This is a genomic window from Citrobacter sp. CK195 (genome assembly GCF_030333365.1).
Taxonomy (GTDB): domain Bacteria; phylum Pseudomonadota; class Gammaproteobacteria; order Enterobacterales; family Enterobacteriaceae; genus Citrobacter_B; species Citrobacter_B koseri.
Genome location: NZ_JAOWGB010000026.1, coordinates 423,067 through 438,126, shown reverse-complemented (window position 1 = coordinate 438,126; position 15,060 = coordinate 423,067). Strand labels below are relative to the sequence as shown.

General features: G+C 52.3%; 14 protein-coding genes and 6 tRNA genes. 10 read left to right on the top strand and 10 right to left on the bottom strand.

The features are described from left to right. Positions 1-86: 86 nt before the first annotated feature. Entirely contained in the window at positions 87-1,013 is a 927-nt protein-coding gene (locus OGX93_RS19555; protein ID WP_012131376.1) for a LysR family transcriptional regulator, read from the top strand. On the opposite strand, the gene OGX93_RS19550 is transcribed toward OGX93_RS19555, so the two are convergent. Then, positions 1,004-1,345 carry a FlxA-like family protein gene (locus OGX93_RS19550; protein ID WP_024130136.1) on the bottom strand — a complete coding sequence of 114 codons (342 nt, stop codon included), beginning with the start codon at positions 1,343-1,345 and terminating at the stop codon, positions 1,004-1,006. The genes OGX93_RS19555 and OGX93_RS19550 overlap by 10 nt on opposite strands. 235 nt (positions 1,346-1,580) lie before the next feature. Here OGX93_RS19550 and xapA point away from each other — a divergent pair, with 235 nt between their 5' ends. From xapA to OGX93_RS19535, 3 genes are all read left to right on the top strand, one after another. After that, entirely contained in the window at positions 1,581-2,414 is an 834-nt protein-coding gene (gene xapA, locus OGX93_RS19545; protein WP_047462182.1) for a xanthosine phosphorylase, read from the top strand. Between the two features lie 59 nt (positions 2,415-2,473). Then, positions 2,474-3,730 (top strand): nucleoside permease, encoded by a 1,257-nt coding sequence (locus tag OGX93_RS19540; RefSeq protein ID WP_199977505.1) that lies wholly within the window; start codon positions 2,474-2,476, stop codon positions 3,728-3,730. A gap of 97 nt (positions 3,731-3,827) precedes the next feature. After that, positions 3,828-4,712: a LysR family transcriptional regulator gene (locus OGX93_RS19535; protein ID WP_012131381.1), complete on the top strand. Its 885-nt coding sequence runs from the start codon at positions 3,828-3,830 to the stop codon at positions 4,710-4,712. Between the two features lie 128 nt (positions 4,713-4,840). Here OGX93_RS19535 and OGX93_RS19530 read toward each other — a convergent pair. From OGX93_RS19530 to OGX93_RS19515, 4 genes are all read right to left on the bottom strand, one after another. Beyond that, positions 4,841-4,916: transfer RNA gene (locus OGX93_RS19530), tRNA-Lys, on the bottom strand. A gap of 4 nt (positions 4,917-4,920) precedes the next feature. Beyond that, positions 4,921-4,996, bottom strand: a tRNA-Val gene (locus OGX93_RS19525). Positions 4,997-5,042: 46 nt separating this feature from the next. Beyond that, positions 5,043-5,118 (bottom strand) — tRNA-Val (locus OGX93_RS19520). 44 nt (positions 5,119-5,162) lie between these two features. Then, a tRNA-Val gene (locus OGX93_RS19515) sits at positions 5,163-5,238 on the bottom strand. Positions 5,239-5,497: 259 nt separating this feature from the next. On the opposite strand from OGX93_RS19515, the gene gltX reads away from it, so the two are divergent. Then, entirely contained in the window at positions 5,498-6,913 is a 1,416-nt protein-coding gene (gltX, locus tag OGX93_RS19510) for a glutamate--tRNA ligase (RefSeq protein ID WP_047462188.1), read from the top strand. A 76-nt stretch (positions 6,914-6,989) separates the two neighbouring features. On the opposite strand, the gene OGX93_RS19505 is transcribed toward gltX, so the two are convergent. Then, positions 6,990-7,379 carry a MerR family transcriptional regulator gene (locus OGX93_RS19505; protein ID WP_286449821.1) on the bottom strand — a complete coding sequence of 130 codons (390 nt, stop codon included), beginning with the start codon at positions 7,377-7,379 and terminating at the stop codon, positions 6,990-6,992. A 1-nt stretch (position 7,380) separates the two neighbouring features. Continuing rightward, a complete protein-coding gene (locus tag OGX93_RS19500; RefSeq protein WP_012131384.1) occupies positions 7,381-7,743 on the bottom strand; it encodes a YfeC-like transcriptional regulator in 363 nt (120 codons plus the stop codon). A gap of 221 nt (positions 7,744-7,964) precedes the next feature. On the opposite strand from OGX93_RS19500, the gene OGX93_RS19495 reads away from it, so the two are divergent. From OGX93_RS19495 to OGX93_RS19485, 3 genes are all read left to right on the top strand, one after another. Further along, positions 7,965-8,040, top strand: a tRNA-Ala gene (locus OGX93_RS19495). Between the two features lie 39 nt (positions 8,041-8,079). Further along, a tRNA-Ala gene (locus OGX93_RS19490) sits at positions 8,080-8,155 on the top strand. A gap of 210 nt (positions 8,156-8,365) precedes the next feature. Next, a complete protein-coding gene (locus OGX93_RS19485; RefSeq protein WP_286449820.1) occupies positions 8,366-10,564 on the top strand; it encodes a bifunctional diguanylate cyclase/phosphodiesterase in 2,199 nt (732 codons plus the stop codon). 80 nt (positions 10,565-10,644) lie between these two features. On the opposite strand, the gene nupC is transcribed toward OGX93_RS19485, so the two are convergent. Beyond that, entirely contained in the window at positions 10,645-11,832 is a 1,188-nt protein-coding gene (gene nupC / locus OGX93_RS19480) for a nucleoside permease NupC (protein ID WP_012131386.1), read from the bottom strand. A gap of 275 nt (positions 11,833-12,107) precedes the next feature. On the opposite strand from nupC, the gene OGX93_RS22390 reads away from it, so the two are divergent. Both OGX93_RS22390 and OGX93_RS19475 read left to right on the top strand, forming a co-directional pair. Continuing rightward, positions 12,108-12,197, top strand: a complete 90-nt coding sequence (locus OGX93_RS22390; RefSeq protein ID WP_418222348.1) for a hypothetical protein — start codon at positions 12,108-12,110, stop codon at positions 12,195-12,197. Next, positions 12,178-13,416: an Nramp family divalent metal transporter gene (locus OGX93_RS19475; protein ID WP_047462196.1), complete on the top strand. Its 1,239-nt coding sequence runs from the start codon at positions 12,178-12,180 to the stop codon at positions 13,414-13,416. The genes OGX93_RS22390 and OGX93_RS19475 overlap by 20 nt, the downstream gene beginning before the upstream one ends. 100 nt (positions 13,417-13,516) lie before the next feature. Here the strand turns inward: OGX93_RS19475 and ypeC are convergent, their stop codons facing one another. Both ypeC and mgrA read right to left on the bottom strand, forming a co-directional pair. After that, positions 13,517-13,837, bottom strand: coding sequence for a DUF2502 domain-containing protein YpeC (gene ypeC / locus OGX93_RS19470; RefSeq protein ID WP_058667818.1), 321 nt, complete (start codon positions 13,835-13,837; stop codon positions 13,517-13,519). Between the two features lie 124 nt (positions 13,838-13,961). Then, complete coding sequence (mgrA, locus tag OGX93_RS19465) at positions 13,962-14,960, bottom strand: L-glyceraldehyde 3-phosphate reductase (RefSeq protein WP_286449819.1); 999 nt, start codon at positions 14,958-14,960, stop codon at positions 13,962-13,964. Positions 14,961-15,060 lie beyond the last annotated feature (100 nt).

Here is a 15,060-nt window from a genome sequence, read left to right as displayed (position 1 = left end):
AACTCCTGAAAGTCGATGCAGGTATTTTGCTTTTTTCCGTTTGAGAAATAAAATTGATTTATTGCATCTATATATGAATTTAACAGATGAATTATTCTCTGCGTCAACTTCGTATCTTTGTCACCGTCGCTCAGGCTAAAAGCTTTAGTCGGGCAGGAGACGTCATTGGTCTGAGTCAGTCTGCGGTGAGCCACAGCGTAAAAGAGCTGGAACGGCAGACGGGAGTTAAGCTGTTGGATCGCACCACGCGAGAAGTGACGCTGACGGAAGCGGGTCAGCAGCTGGCGGGGCGTCTGGAGCGTGTTCTCGATGAACTGCACAGTACTCTGCGGGAAGCCGGAAGAGTGGGGACGCAGTTAACCGGCACCGTGCGCGTGGCGGCCAGCCAGACGATTTCTGCGCATCTTATCCCGCAGTGCATCGCGCAGAGTAACCAGCTGTACCCGGAAATTGATTTTGTACTGCACGATCGTCCCCAGCAGTGGGTGCTGGAGAGCATTCGTCAGGGGGATGTGGATTTTGGCATTGTCATCGATCCCGGGGCTGTTTCGGATTTGCAATGTGAAGCCGTGCTGTCTGAACCCTTTTTGCTGTTGTGTCGCCAGGATAGTCCGTTAGCGCAGCGGGAGTGGGTTAACTGGCAGGATCTTAAACATGAGCGGCTGGTATTACAGGATTACGCCTCCGGCAGCCGCCCGTTGATTGACGCGGCTTTCGCGCATTTTGCCATTGATGCCACGATCGTGCAGGAGATTGGGCATCCCGCAACGCTGTTTCCGATGGTGGAGGCGGGGATTGGCATCAGCGTGTTGCCCGCGCTGGCGTTGCCGCTGCCCCAGGGAAGTCATTTGCAGGTGAAACGGCTGACGCCCGTCGTTGAAAGGCAGTTGATGCTGGCGAGACGCAAGAACCGGTCGCTCTCTACGGCGGCTCAGGCGCTGTGGGACGTCGTGCGCATGCAGGCCAGTGAACTTACCGCTGGCCGTGCACGCGATCCGTTGTATCAGATATAAACATCAATTTGGTGATCGTCGGAAGGCGCGTTGACACCTTCGGCCCTGAGTTGTTTCTGCTCCTGCTTCTGCTGCGTTTCTTCTGCCTGCTGGCGCTGTAATTGCGCCAGCTGCGCCTGCAACATTTTAATTTGCGTCTGTATCAGTTCCTGCTGCTTTTGTTTCTCTTCTGTGCTGCCACTGCCGTCAGCAACCTCTTTGAGCTGCTGTGTAAGCTTTGTAATTTGCTGCGTGATGCGTGAGATTTGCGCAGACAGATCGTTACCGGTAGCGGCTTTGCTGCCCGTGCTGCCGCTCTGAACGGCGGAGACTGAAGTGTTGATCGTCGTCATTACCATTTCCTCTTGCCTTAAAACATTAATATCGGCAGAGGTGAACAGACCTTCAGCAGTCCCTGCCATTTCTGGTGGGCAAATCAGGCAAAGTCTGACCATTTTATTTTACGTATCAATATACATTTTATATCGATCGTCCGGGAAAACGGTATTGGTAATCGGTTGGTTACTCTCGTTATAACAACGACGTACCCAACGTATTTATCGATTATTCCGTTTTTAAGGACCTCTTATGACCCACACCCTTTTTTCGCAGAATCCCTGGTACAGCGCTGACATCATTCGCGCGCACAAGCCTGATTTTACCCCGCGTGTTGCTTTCATTCTTGGCTCCGGTCTGGGAGCGCTGGCGGAGCAAATTGAAGACGCGGTGGCAATTTCTTATGCGCGTTTGCCTGGTTTTCCGGTCAGTACCGTTCACGGGCATGCGGGGGAACTGGTGCTGGGGAATCTGGCTGGAGTCCCGGTGGCATGTATGAAAGGCCGTGGGCACTTTTACGAAGGTCGCGGCATGACGATCATGACTGACGCGATCCGTACCCTGAAACTGCTGGGCTGTGAACTGCTGTTTTGCACTAACGCCGCTGGCTCCCTACGCCCGGAAGTCGGGCCAGGCAGTCTGGTCGCGTTGAGCGATCATATCAATACGATGCCGGGCACGCCGATGGTGGGAATGAACGACGAACGTTTTGGCGATCGCTTCTTCTCGCTGGCCAATGCCTACGATGCGGATTACCGCGCCATTCTCCAGCGCGTTGCAGGGGAAGAGGGTTTCACGCTTCACGAAGGGGTGTTTGTCTCTTATCCGGGGCCGAACTTTGAGACGGCGGCGGAAATTCGCATGATGCAGATCATCGGTGGCGACGTGGTGGGAATGTCGGTCGTCCCGGAGGTGATTAGCGCGCGTCATTGCGGACTAAAGGTGGTGGCCGTATCCGCGATCACCAATCTGGCGGAAGGGCTGGGTGATGTGAAACTGTCCCATGCGCAAACGCTGGCGGCGGCTGAGCTTTCCCGGCAGAACTTCATCAATCTGATTTGCGGCTTCTTACGCCAACTGGCTTAAAACACAAAATAATAATGGCCCTGCTTGCAGGGCCGTACTTTACGGCAAGGAACGAAAAAATGGGTATTACGTCCCGCTTAAAAGTCATGTCGTTTTTACAATATTTTATCTGGGGAAGCTGGCTGGTGACCCTGGGTTCTTACATGATTAACACCTTACATTTTACTGGCGCTAACGTTGGAATGATTTACAGCTCAAAAGGGCTGGCGGCGATTATTATGCCGGGCATTATGGGGATCGTCGCCGATAAATGGCTGCGTGCCGAGCGTGCATATATGCTCTGCCATCTGGTGTGCGCCGGTGCGTTGTTGTATGCCACGACCGTGACCGACCCGGATGCGATGTTCTGGATAATGTTAATTAATGCAATGACCTATATGCCGACTATTGCCTTATCCAACAGCGTTTCTTACGCCTGTCTGGCGCAGTCCGGCCAGGACCCGGTTACTGCATTCCCGCCCGTTCGCGTCTTTGGCACCGTGGGCTTTATTATCGCTATGTGGACGGTCAGCCTGATGGGGCTGGAGCTAAGCAGCGCGCAGCTGTACATTGCCGCTGGCGCTTCGCTGTTACTGGCGCTGTATGCCTTTACGCTACCGAAAATTCCGGTGGCGAAGAAGAATACGTCCGCCACGCTTGCCAGCAAACTGGGGCTGGATGCGTTTGTCTTATTCAAAAATCCGCGAATGGCGATTTTCTTTTTGTTTGCGATGATGTTAGGGGCTGTGCTGCAAATTACGAATGTTTTCGGTAATCCCTTCCTGCACGATTTTGCCCGCAATCCGGCGTTTGCTGACAGCGTTGTGGTGAAATATCCCTCCATCCTGCTGTCTGTTTCCCAAATGGCTGAAGTGGGTTTCATTCTGACTATCCCGTTCTTTCTGAAACGCTTTGGCATTAAAACCGTGATGCTGATGAGTATGCTGGCATGGACGCTGCGCTTTGGCTTTTTTGCGTTTGGCGATCCATCCCCGTTTGGCGTTGTGCTGCTGCTGATGTCAATGATTGTTTACGGTTGCGCTTTCGACTTTTTCAATATTTCAGGATCGGTATTTGTTGAGCAGGAAGTCAGTTCGACGATCCGCGCCAGTGCGCAGGGGCTGTTTATGACTATGGTCAATGGCGTAGGCGCCTGGGTCGGGTCAATTTTGAGTGGTATCGCCGTGGACTACTTCTCGGTGGAAGGCGTGAAAGACTGGCAGACCATCTGGCTGGTATTCGCCGCTTATGCGCTGGCGCTGGCAGTGATTTTTGCGCTGTTTTTCAAATATAAACATGAGCCAGAAAAATGGCTGGCGAAACCACTGGCGCACTAACGGCTGAAACGGCGGGGCGCCTGCCCGCCGTTTCAACGTCCCTGAGACAAATGTGCTAACGTTGCGCATTATTCCTTATCTGTGGAGCGCAATAATCATGGAACGCGTACATCGTATCGATCTTAAATTATTGCGCTATTTTCTCGCTGTTGCTGAGGAGCTGCATTTTGGCCGGGCGGCGGCGCGTCTGAATATGTCTCAGCCTCCTCTGAGTATTCATGTCAAAGAGCTGGAAAATCAGCTCGGCACGCCGTTGTTTGTTCGCCATTCCCGCAGCGTGGCGTTAACGCATGCGGGGAAAATTCTCATGGAAGAGTCGCGGCGTTTGTTGTTCAGCGCGAATCAGGCATTTGCGCGCGTGGAACAGATCGGACGCGGTGAGGCAGGGCGCATTGAACTGGGCGTTGTGGGCACGGCGATGTGGGGGAAAATGCGTCCTGTGATGCGCCGTTTTTTGAAAGAGAACCCCAATGTCGAGGTGTTATTTCGCGAAAAAATGCCTGCGATGCAGATGGCGTTACTGGAGCGACGTGAGCTGGATGCTGGCATCTGGCGGATGGCGATCGAACCGACGGAGGGATTTACCAGCCTGCGCTTACATGAATCCGCATTTCTGGTGGCGATGCCGGAAGATCACCCTCTGGCTTGCTGCCCGGCGATCCCTCTTGATGCGTTACGCAACGAATATTTCGTTACCATGCCTTCGATTCATACCGACTGGGCATTTTTGCAACGTGTTTGTCAGAAGGCCGGATTTACGCCGATGATAGTGCGTGAAGTTATGGAGCCGCAAACGGTGCTGGCGATGATCAGCATGGGGATTGGCATTACGTTAATCGCAGACAGTTATGCGCAGATGAACTGGCCGGGCGTGGTGTTCCGCCCTCTGGAAGAACGTATTCCGGCAGATTTGTATATTGTTTACGAGCCGCAGCAGGCAACACCGGCATTAACGAAGTTGATTGATGCGCTGATTCGTTGAGCATTGCCGAATGGCGGCGCAAGCGCCTTATCCGGCCTACAAGACCCGTAGGCCTGATAAGCGAAGCGTCATCAGGCATATAAATATCGCGCATAGCAAAAAGGCGCCTTTAGGGCGCCTTTTTACATTGGTGGGTCGTGCAGGATTCGAACCTGCGACCAATTGATTAAAAGTCAACTGCTCTACCAACTGAGCTAACGACCCGAAGTGGTGGGTGATGACGGGATCGAACCGCCGACCCCCTCCTTGTAAGGGAGGTGCTCTCCCAGCTGAGCTAATCACCCACTTCGGTACTTCATTTTACTGCAAGAAATTCAGCTGGCGAGAAAGTGGTGGGTGATGACGGGATCGAACCGCCGACCCCCTCCTTGTAAGGGAGGTGCTCTCCCAGCTGAGCTAATCACCCACTTCTCAATTTCTTGCTACACGGCGGAGACTACGTAAAGTAGTTGGTGGGTGATGACGGGATCGAACCGCCGACCCCCTCCTTGTAAGGGAGGTGCTCTCCCAGCTGAGCTAATCACCCCCGCTGTGTGGAGTCGCATTATAGGGAGAGTTGAAAATGAGTCAACGCATTTTCTAAAGAAATTGTCCGTTCGTCGTAAATTTAAACAAAACGATCGCGAATTACTCCGTTCAGCATGATTTGTATACGAAAATCGCAAAGCGTGATGTTCCAACCCGAACAACATTGAGGAATCAGACCACGGTGATAGAATACCAGCCTGATAATCTTTCCCGGATTTGCCGGTTGTCGGCATCTTTAATAAACGTAAGGCCATTTCATGAAAATCAAAACTCGCTTCGCGCCAAGCCCGACAGGCTATCTGCACGTCGGCGGCGCGCGTACTGCTCTTTACTCCTGGCTTTTTGCACGTAACCACGGCGGTGAGTTTGTGCTGCGTATTGAAGACACCGATCTCGAACGCTCCACGCCGGAAGCTATTGAAGCCATTATGGATGGTATGAACTGGCTGAGCCTGGAATGGGATGAAGGCCCGTATTTCCAGACCAAACGTTTTGATCGTTACAACGCGGTGATTGATGAGATGCTGGAAGCGGGTACGGCATATAAATGCTACTGCTCCAAAGAGCGTCTGGAAGCACTGCGCGAAGAACAAATGGCGAAAGGCGAGAAGCCGCGTTACGACGGCCGCTGCCGTCATGGTCACGAACATCATTCTGACGATGAGCCTTGCGTTGTGCGTTTTGCCAACCCGCAGGACGGCTCCGTTATTTTTGACGACCAGATCCGTGGGCCGATCGAATTCAGCAACCAGGAGCTGGACGATCTGATCATTCGTCGTACCGACGGTTCCCCGACCTATAACTTCTGCGTGGTTGTGGATGACTGGGATATGGAAATCACCCATGTGATTCGTGGCGAAGACCATATCAACAACACGCCGCGCCAGATTAACATCCTGAAAGCGCTGAACGCGCCGGTTCCGGTGTACGCGCACGTTTCCATGATCAACGGCGACGACGGTAAAAAACTGTCCAAGCGTCATGGCGCGGTCAGCGTGATGCAGTATCGTGACGACGGCTACCTGCCGGAAGCGCTGCTGAACTACCTGGTGCGTCTGGGCTGGTCCAGCGGCGATCAGGAGATCTTCACCCGTGAAGAGATGATCAAGCTGTTCTCGTTGAATGCTGTGAGCAAATCCGCCAGTGCGTTCAACACTGACAAACTGCTGTGGCTGAACCATCACTACATCAATTCTCTGGCGCCGGAATATGTGGCAACGCACCTGCAATGGCACATTGAGCAGGAGAATATCGATACCCGTAACGGCCCGCAGCTGGCTGAACTGGTGAAACTGCTGGGCGAACGCTGCAAAACACTGAAAGAGATGGCGCAAAGCTGCCGCTATTTCTATGAGGACTTTGCTGAGTTCGACGCAGATGCGGCGAAAAAACACCTGCGCCCGGTCGCGCGTCAGCCGCTGGAAGTGGTGCGTGATAAGCTGGCGGCCATCACAGAGTGGAGCGCAGAAAACGTACACCATGCAATTCAGGCGACAGCCGATGAGCTGGAAGTGGGGATGGGTAAAGTCGGTATGCCGCTGCGCGTTGCCGTCACTGGCGCAGGCCAGTCTCCGGCGCTGGACGTCACGGTGCATGCGATTGGTAAATCCCGCAGCATTGAGCGCATCAATAAAGCGCTGGCTTTTATCGCGGAACGTGAAAATCAGCAGTAAGGTGTATTAACCGTAGGCCGGATGGGGGTTGCGCCGCCATCCGGCCTGTTGCCCGATGGCGTTGTGCTTATTGGGCCTATGATTCATCAAGACCCAAACGGGCGAGAAAACCGCGTATGCCTTCTCGCGACAGAAACTGCGCCAGCTTTTCCTGCTCTTTGGTCGACATGTTCTCCACGGCATCAATAATCTGGCGATAGGCGTGGCTGCGCACAACGTGGCTGTATTCGGCAAGCGGCTCCTCCGCCTGATAAAACGCAGAATGGTTGCGGAAGGCAGGGATGTTAAGAATAAATTCCTGTACGCGAGCATCAATGTGAATGAGCCTTGCCCGACCGCCTTTTACGCCCGGAAACTTTTCAGTTTCCCATCCTTGTTCTCTGATCCACCGATTAACGGTTTGTCTGGCGACGCCAAGGCACTCCGCCAACTCTTCGGTCGTCATTTTGCTGCGTAATTTTTTCATATTATTTGCTATCGCGAATCCCTAAGCGTTGTAACAAACCGGTAATCCCTTCACGCAAAAGCAAAGACGTAAAGTGCTTCTGTTCAGATGGCGTCATCTCTTTGGCCAGCGTGACCAGCAGCGATTCAAGAGAGGTATCGCTGGTTAACGAAAAGGATTCCGATGCTCCCTCCGCAGAACGCTCGGCGCTGCGGATATATTCGCGAACCTGCTCATTAACGTGTACCAGCCGGGCTTTTCCTCCCTGTACGCCTGGTTTGGGCGACGTCGTCCAGCCTTCCTTGCGTACCCATTTATTGATGGTTTGTCGGCTGTAACCGGTCAGATTAGCGAGTTCTTCTGGCGTCATCCGTTCCTTGAACATAACGATTCCCTGAATAGTCGTATGGTTAATTAGCGGTTCACTTTATAGCATCATTTTAGTTGAAACCGTGACGCGTTTAACTACTAAATGCGAGTTGTTACGCAATGTTCTTCATTTGCCTGCTTTTTCAGCGATTGAATTTGCCGGTGGCATTTTGCCGTTGACACATGCGAAGGGAATTCATATGATGCCGCCCGTCAACTCGACAAGCTTTACGTGACGGGGCTATAGCTCAGCTGGGAGAGCGCTTGCATGGCATGCAAGAGGTCAGCGGTTCGATCCCGCTTAGCTCCACCAAATTTGAATCCCAACAAATCTGGTACGTAAAAGCATCGTGGGGCTATAGCTCAGCTGGGAGAGCGCTTGCATGGCATGCAAGAGGTCAGCGGTTCGATCCCGCTTAGCTCCACCAAAATTTGAACCCTCGCTGAAAAGCGGGGGTTTTTTGTATCTGCGTTCCCGCCATTTTTGTAATACAGTTTCAGTAAGCGTCAATACCTTTGTATCAAATGAAAGAACGTGTAAGAGCGCCTGATATCAGGCCTGTGCAGGTTTGCTTCGCGTCACGAATAAACTTATTATTTGTGTGCCTTATAGCGTGACTGATGAGAACAGGGAATCTATGCAGGATAAGCATAACTTACTAAAAAATATAAGAATATTTATCGTTTCTTTGACGCTATCCATTGTCGGTATACAGTTCTCCCGCTCTATTTCTCCGCTCGCCGTTGTCGATGACAGCTCTATTTTCCTGGCCTGGCTGCCGCTATGCGTCATGTTTTCCGTGCTTTTCTTATTTGGCCGACGCGGTATTGTCCCCATCATTTTAGCGATGATGGCGACCAATCACTGGAACCTTCATCTCCCGTTAATGCAGGCAGCGGTGCTGTTATTTTGTCAGACCTTTTCCGTATTGGGCATTTGCGGGATCGTCCGCTGGCAAGTGGGGTCGCGCTGGCGTCATGGATTGCCTGACAGGAATATCTGGTTGCGTATCTTCTGGCTCGGGTTTGTCGCGCCGGCGGGCATCAAAGCCAGCATGTATCTCGCGGGGCATTGTCTGGACTACCCTGTTGCGATATCAACATTCTTTGGTACGGCAACCATTATTTATACCATCGTGGATATTCTGAGCCTGATTTCAGCGGTCCTGATTTTCACGATGCTCTTTTATTATCCTCTGCGGATGATAATCAACCCGCGCTATTGCCGCATTTTCTGGCGCAGGGACATTGCGCCGTATCTGGTCAAAGAGAAGCGTCTGTTTACCCTGACCTGGATCTCCATCGTCGTGGCGCTGATCGTTCTGATGTGCGCGCCTTTTGATGCCGACTATATTGCCGGTTATCTGGTGCCCGTCTTTTTTATTGTTTTTACGCTCGGTGTGGGCAGGTTGAGTTATCCGCTGCTGAACCTCAGCTGGGCCATCTCTGCGCTGTGCCTGCTGGTGTATAACCGGAATTTCTTGCAGGGCGTCGGCTCCGAATATTCACTGGCCTTTATCCTCTCTGTTCTCATCTCCTTTAGTATTTGTTTGCTGTATATGGTGTGTATTTATCAACGCAGCGAATGGTTGAACCGACAGTGGCATGGCCAGGCGTTAACCGACCCGTTGACGAGCCTTCCTAACATTCGCGCGCTGGAGCAATTTTTGTTGCAGGGAACAGGACAAACGGTTTGCTGCCTGCGGATGGAAAACCTGGAATTTTTGAGTCGACATTACGGCATGCTGATGCGCGTTCATTGCAAACGCTCGGTGTGTCGAATGCTGCAACCGTTCCTGCAAGAAAACGAGAGCGTATTTCAGGTGCCTGGCAGCGAATTGTTGTTAGTGCTTCGCGGCCCTGAGACGGAAGCCCGCCTGCAACATATGGTTAATCTCCTCAATAGCCGCAAAATTTACTGGAACAATACCGGGCTGGACATGGAATACGGCGCCGCGTGGGGCGTTTACGACGGCAGGCAGGAGACGCTGCAACCCCTGCTGGGGCAGCTTAGCTGGCTGTCGGAGCAATCCTGCGCGAACCACCGGGTTATGGCGCTGACCCAAAGTCTTGAGGTGGTCTCCGATCAGACGACGGAACGGGTATTACTGCTGCAAAAGGTTCGCAAAGCGCTGGAGAACGGCGATCTGGTTTTGTACGCGCAACCGATTCTCAACGCGCAGGGGAAGGGGTATGCGGAGGTTCTGGCGCGACTGAAAAGTGATGACGGCATCATGACACCGGATCAGTTTATTCCACTGATTGCCCAATTTAACCTCAGCGCCCGCTTTGATTTACAGGTTGTGGAGGCCCTGCTGCGATGGATAGCTACCCACCCGACGACAGCGCCGGGCGCCCGTTTCTCGGTCAATTTAATGCCGTTGACGTTACTGAATAAAGAGAGCGCATCACGCATTATCGGCCTGTTCAGGCGTTATGGTATTACGCCAGAAAGCGTGATCATCGAAATCACCGAAGAGCAGGCGTTTTCCAATTCTGAAATCAGCACGCAGAATATTGCGCAACTGCGGAATTTCGGTTTCAGGATAGCCATTGATGATTTTGGTACGGGATACGCGAACTATGAACGTCTTAAACGCCTGCGGGCAGACATCATCAAGATTGATGGTTGCTTCATAAAAGATATTATGACGGACTCTCTGGATGCGATGATCGTGAAATCAATTACCGATCTCGCGAAAGCGAAATCCTTATGCGTGGTTGCCGAATTTGTCGAGACGCCGGAGCAGCGGGAATTACTCTTAAGCCTGGGCGTGAACTATCTGCAAGGTTATCTGATTGGGCGACCGCGCCCGCTGGAAGCGCCACAGCTATAAAAAAACCGGGGAACATGTCCCCGGTTGCGCGTCGTAAGGCCAGATGAAGGCGTTTGCGCCGCCGCCTGGCGATACCGTAATTACAGCACCAGCGCTGCGATAGACGCAGACAGTACGCTCACCAGCGTTGAGCCGTACACCAGTTTCAGACCAAAACGTGAAACCACGTTGCCTTGCTCTTCGTTCAGACCTTTAATCGCGCCTGCGATAATCCCGATGGAAGAGAAGTTAGCGAAGGAGACCAGGAATACAGAGATGATGCCTTCCGCGCGCGGAGAGAGCGTAGAGGCGATTTTCTGTAGATCCATCATGGCGACGAATTCGTTAGATACCAGTTTGGTCGCCATGATACTGCCTACCTGAAGCGCTTCATTCGCCGGAACCCCCATGACCCAGGCCACCGGGTAGAAGATGTAACCCAGAATGCCCTGGAAGGAGATGCCCAGAACGGCCGCGAACAGGGCGTTCAGCGCCGCGATCAGGGCGATAAAGCCAATCAGCATCGCCGCAACGATAATCGCGACCTTAAAGCCCGCCAGAATGTATTCGCCCAGCATTTCGAAGAAGCTCTGACCTTCGTGCAGGTTAGACATCTGAATATTTTCTTCGCTGGCTTCGACGCGATACGGGTTGATCACTGACAGAACGATAAAGGTGCTGAACATGTTCAGAACCAGCGCCGCAACGACATATTTCGGCTCCAGCATGGTCATGTACGCACCCACGATAGACATGGATACGGTAGACATCGCCGTTGCCGCCATCGTGTACATACGATTGCGGGACATTTTGCCGAGGATATCTTTATACGCGATAAAGTTCTCAGACTGGCCCAGAATCAGGGAGCTGACGGCGTTAAATGATTCCAGTTTACCCATCCCGTTGACTTTGGATAAGAGGAAACCAATCGCGCGAATCACAACCGGCAGAACGCGGATGTGCTGAAGAATACCGATCAGCGCGGAAATAAAGACGATGGGGCAAAGGACTTTCAGGAAGAAGAAGGCCAGGCCCTGATCGTTCATGCTGCCGAAAACGAAGTTGGTCCCTTCGTTGGCAAAACCGAGAAGTTTTTCAAACATCTCGGAGAAACCTTTCACGAAGCCCAGGCCAACGTTTGAGTTCAGGAAGAACCAGGCCAGTAAAACTTCGATAACAAGCAGCTGAATGACGTAACGAATGCGAATTTTTTTACGGTCATGGCTTACCAGCAGTGCGAGTACCGCAACAACAGCGAGGGCCAGGACAAAATGAAGGACGCGGTCCATATTTGCTCCAAATATGAGGCAGGTTTAATTTCCGTGCACATTCTATGCAACAACAATAAAGAAAACGAGATCAAACACACACTATAATAAGGAGCTGTGATGAGATTCAAAATTAGTGATCTGGAATACGTTTCTGTTATGTTTAGTATGGAAGTGAAAAGTTATGTCATTGTGCTAATCTCATACAATTAACAAACAACCTGGTTTTGTTTTTCGACCCTCCCTTGCTGGCCCATAGCCTGGCGCTATCAGAGATATCAACGTTACCCATTAAAATGCACTTGATAATCATTCTCAATAAACATAGCATAAAACATAGCAAAGGCTATGTTTCTGAGGCAAAAGATGACAAACGATCGCGTTGAAAGCAGTAGTGGACGAGCGGCGCGCAAGTTAAGGCTCGCATTGATGGGCCCGGCGTTCATCGCCGCGATCGGATACATCGATCCTGGTAACTTTGCGACTAATATCCAGGCCGGGGCCAGCTTTGGCTATAAATTGCTGTGGGTGGTTGTCTGGGCGAACCTGATGGCGATGCTCATTCAGGTTCTGTCGGCCAAACTGGGGATTGCGACAAGCAAAAACCTGGCGGAGCAAATTCGCGATCATTACCCGCGCCCTGTCGTCTGGTTCTATTGGGTTCAGGCGGAAATCATCGCGATGGCCACCGACTTAGCGGAATTTATCGGGGCGGCGATCGGCTTTAAACTCATTCTCGGCATCTCCCTGTTGCAGGGGGCGGTGCTGACGGGTATCGCCACATTCCTGATTCTGATGTTGCAGCGTCGTGGGCAAAAACCGCTGGAAAAAGTGATTGGCGGATTACTGCTGTTTGTGGCCGCAGCCTATATTGTGGAACTGATTTTTTCGCAGCCAAGCCTGGCGCAGCTGAGTAAAGGGATGATCATCCCCAGCCTGCCGAACTCTGAGGCGGTATTTCTGGCCGCCGGGGTGCTGGGCGCGACCATCATGCCCCACGTTATCTATCTGCACTCCTCTTTAACGCAGCATCTGCACGACGGCTCCCGGCAGCAGCGCTATGCCGCCACCAAATGGGATGTGGCGATAGCGATGACGATTGCAGGGTTCGTGAACCTGGCGATGATGGCGACCGCTGCCGCCGCGTTCCATTTTAGCGGGCATACCGGTATTGCCGATCTTGATCAGGCGTATCTGACGCTGGAACCGCTGCTTAGCCATGCTGCGGCGACGGTGTTCGGCCTGAGCCTGGTTGCGGCGGGGCTCTCTTCCACCGTGGTCGGTACGCTGGCGGGGCAGGTTGTGATGCAGGGATTTGTTCGCTTTCATATTCCGCTGTGGGTACGCCGCACCATCACGATGATGCCGTCGTTTATCGTTATTCTTATGGGGCTTGATCCAACCCGAATCCTGGTGATGAGTCAGGTCCTGCTGAGTTTCGGCATTGCGCTGGCGCTGGTGCCGTTATTGATTTTTACCAGCGATCGCACATTAATGGGCGATCTGGTGAATACCCAATGGGTCAAGTACATCGGCTGGATGATTGTGGTGCTGGTGGTGGCGCTGAATATCTGGTTGCTGGTAGGAACCGCGCTGGGGTTGTGATTTGAAGACCGTATAGCCAGGGAAGTTAAGAGAAATGGTTGAATCGGTATTGCTGATAAAAACACAATTCGAAAATAGCCCCGTTTGAACGGGGCTATTTTTAATGACGGTGTCCGTGACCCCGGCCAGGGCGGTGGTCGCGATCGCGCCAGCCTTCGCGGTAGCCGCGTTCATAGGCTTTGCGCTTATCCCAGCCGCGATGATAGCCATTATCGTGTCGCCACCAGCGATTTTTACGCCATTCATAATGGTGGTGCCAGTAATCCCGGTCGCGCCAGTATCTGCCGTCCCAGTAGTTACCGTAATTATCGCGATCGCCAATTTGTAATTTTATCGATGGCAACAGGGTGATTTCGCCAGCATTCGCGGCAAGCGGTGTAAAAGCCAATAAGGCTGCCGCCAGAATCAGTGACCTGAACATTCTTTTTCTCCTTCACGATCGAGCCGTAATCGGCCTGTTAACGCAATATTACGGGGCGGTAAAGCCCCGTTTCATCGCCTTAACTCTTAAATCATGAGTGAGAGCACTTTTTGCTAAAAAGTGATTATTGGCTGCCGTTCAGGATTGCGTTGATTTCTGCGCATTCGGCGGGAGAAAAATGACGATTTGCCAGCATTCCCACGGCATCTTCAATTTGCGCGGTCTTGCTGGCGCCAATCAGCACTGACGTTACCTTGTCGTCGCGCAGCACCCAGGCCAGCGCCATCTGGGACAGTTTTTGCCCCCGACGTCCGGCCAGCGCATTTAACTGGCGCACTTTTTCCAGTTTCTCTGGGGTAATCTGATCCGGGTTAAGGAAGCGGCTTCCGCTGGCGGCCCGGGAATCAGCCGGAATGCCGTTGAGATAACGATCGGTTAATTGCCCGCCCGCCAGCGGTGAAAAGGCGATACTGCCAACGCCTTTCTCCTGCAATAATGCCAGTAAGCCGTCTTCGACCCAGCGCTCGAACATCGAGTATTTGGGCTGGTGAATCAGGCACGGCGTGCCCAGGTTGTCTAGGATCTCAATGGCCTGTCTGGCCAGATCCACCGGATAGTTGGAAATCCCGACGTACAGCGCTTTTCCCTGACGAACAATATGATCCAGCGCTTTCATCGTCTCTTTGAGCGGCGTTTCCGGGTCAGGGCGGTGGTGATAGAAGATATCGACATATTCCAGCCCCAGACGTTTCAGGCTTTGATCGAGGCTGGCTATCAAATACTTGCGCGAACCCCAGTCACCGTAAGGGCCATCCCACATGGTATAACCCGCTTTAGTAGAAATGATCAGTTCATCGCGCCACGGTAAAAAGTCTTCCTGTAGGATACGGCCAAAGTGGCGCTCTGCTGAGCCTGGCGGCGGGCCGTAATTATTCGCGAGATCAAAATGGGTAATTCCCAGATCAAAAGCACGCTGTAGCAGCGCCCGGCTGTTCTCTACCTGAGTGGTATCACCGAAATTGTGCCATAGCCCAAGTGAAATGGCGGGGAGCTTTAAACCGCTCTGACCGCAGCGGCGATACTCCATTGTCTGGTAGCGATTTTCATCGGCCCGATAAACCATGTTGTTGCCCTCTGAATGACGTGAGTTTTCAGTGTATACGTTTACACGGATTGTTATTCAATGAGATTACACCGTGAAAAACTGTAAATCCTGCTTTCCA

Excerpts from the sequence above, each read along its gene's own strand:
- OGX93_RS19555 (WP_012131376.1), top strand. The coding sequence starts at position 87 with ATGAATTATTCTCTGCGTCAACTTCGTATCTTTGTCACCGTCGCTCAG.
- OGX93_RS19550 (WP_024130136.1), bottom strand. The coding sequence starts at position 1,345 with ATGACGACGATCAACACTTCAGTCTCCGCCGTTCAGAGCGGCAGCACG.
- xapA (WP_047462182.1), top strand. The coding sequence starts at position 1,581 with ATGACCCACACCCTTTTTTCGCAGAATCCCTGGTACAGCGCTGACATC.
- OGX93_RS19540 (WP_199977505.1), top strand. The coding sequence starts at position 2,474 with ATGGGTATTACGTCCCGCTTAAAAGTCATGTCGTTTTTACAATATTTT.
- OGX93_RS19535 (WP_012131381.1), top strand. The coding sequence starts at position 3,828 with ATGGAACGCGTACATCGTATCGATCTTAAATTATTGCGCTATTTTCTC.
- gltX (WP_047462188.1), top strand. The coding sequence starts at position 5,498 with ATGAAAATCAAAACTCGCTTCGCGCCAAGCCCGACAGGCTATCTGCAC.
- OGX93_RS19505 (WP_286449821.1), bottom strand. The coding sequence starts at position 7,379 with ATGAAAAAATTACGCAGCAAAATGACGACCGAAGAGTTGGCGGAGTGC.
- OGX93_RS19500 (WP_012131384.1), bottom strand. The coding sequence starts at position 7,743 with ATGTTCAAGGAACGGATGACGCCAGAAGAACTCGCTAATCTGACCGGT.
- OGX93_RS19485 (WP_286449820.1), top strand. The coding sequence starts at position 8,366 with ATGCAGGATAAGCATAACTTACTAAAAAATATAAGAATATTTATCGTT.
- nupC (WP_012131386.1), bottom strand. The coding sequence starts at position 11,832 with ATGGACCGCGTCCTTCATTTTGTCCTGGCCCTCGCTGTTGTTGCGGTA.
- OGX93_RS22390 (WP_418222348.1), top strand. The coding sequence starts at position 12,108 with ATGCACTTGATAATCATTCTCAATAAACATAGCATAAAACATAGCAAA.
- OGX93_RS19475 (WP_047462196.1), top strand. The coding sequence starts at position 12,178 with ATGACAAACGATCGCGTTGAAAGCAGTAGTGGACGAGCGGCGCGCAAG.
- ypeC (WP_058667818.1), bottom strand. The coding sequence starts at position 13,837 with ATGTTCAGGTCACTGATTCTGGCGGCAGCCTTATTGGCTTTTACACCG.
- mgrA (WP_286449819.1), bottom strand. The coding sequence starts at position 14,960 with ATGGTTTATCGGGCCGATGAAAATCGCTACCAGACAATGGAGTATCGC.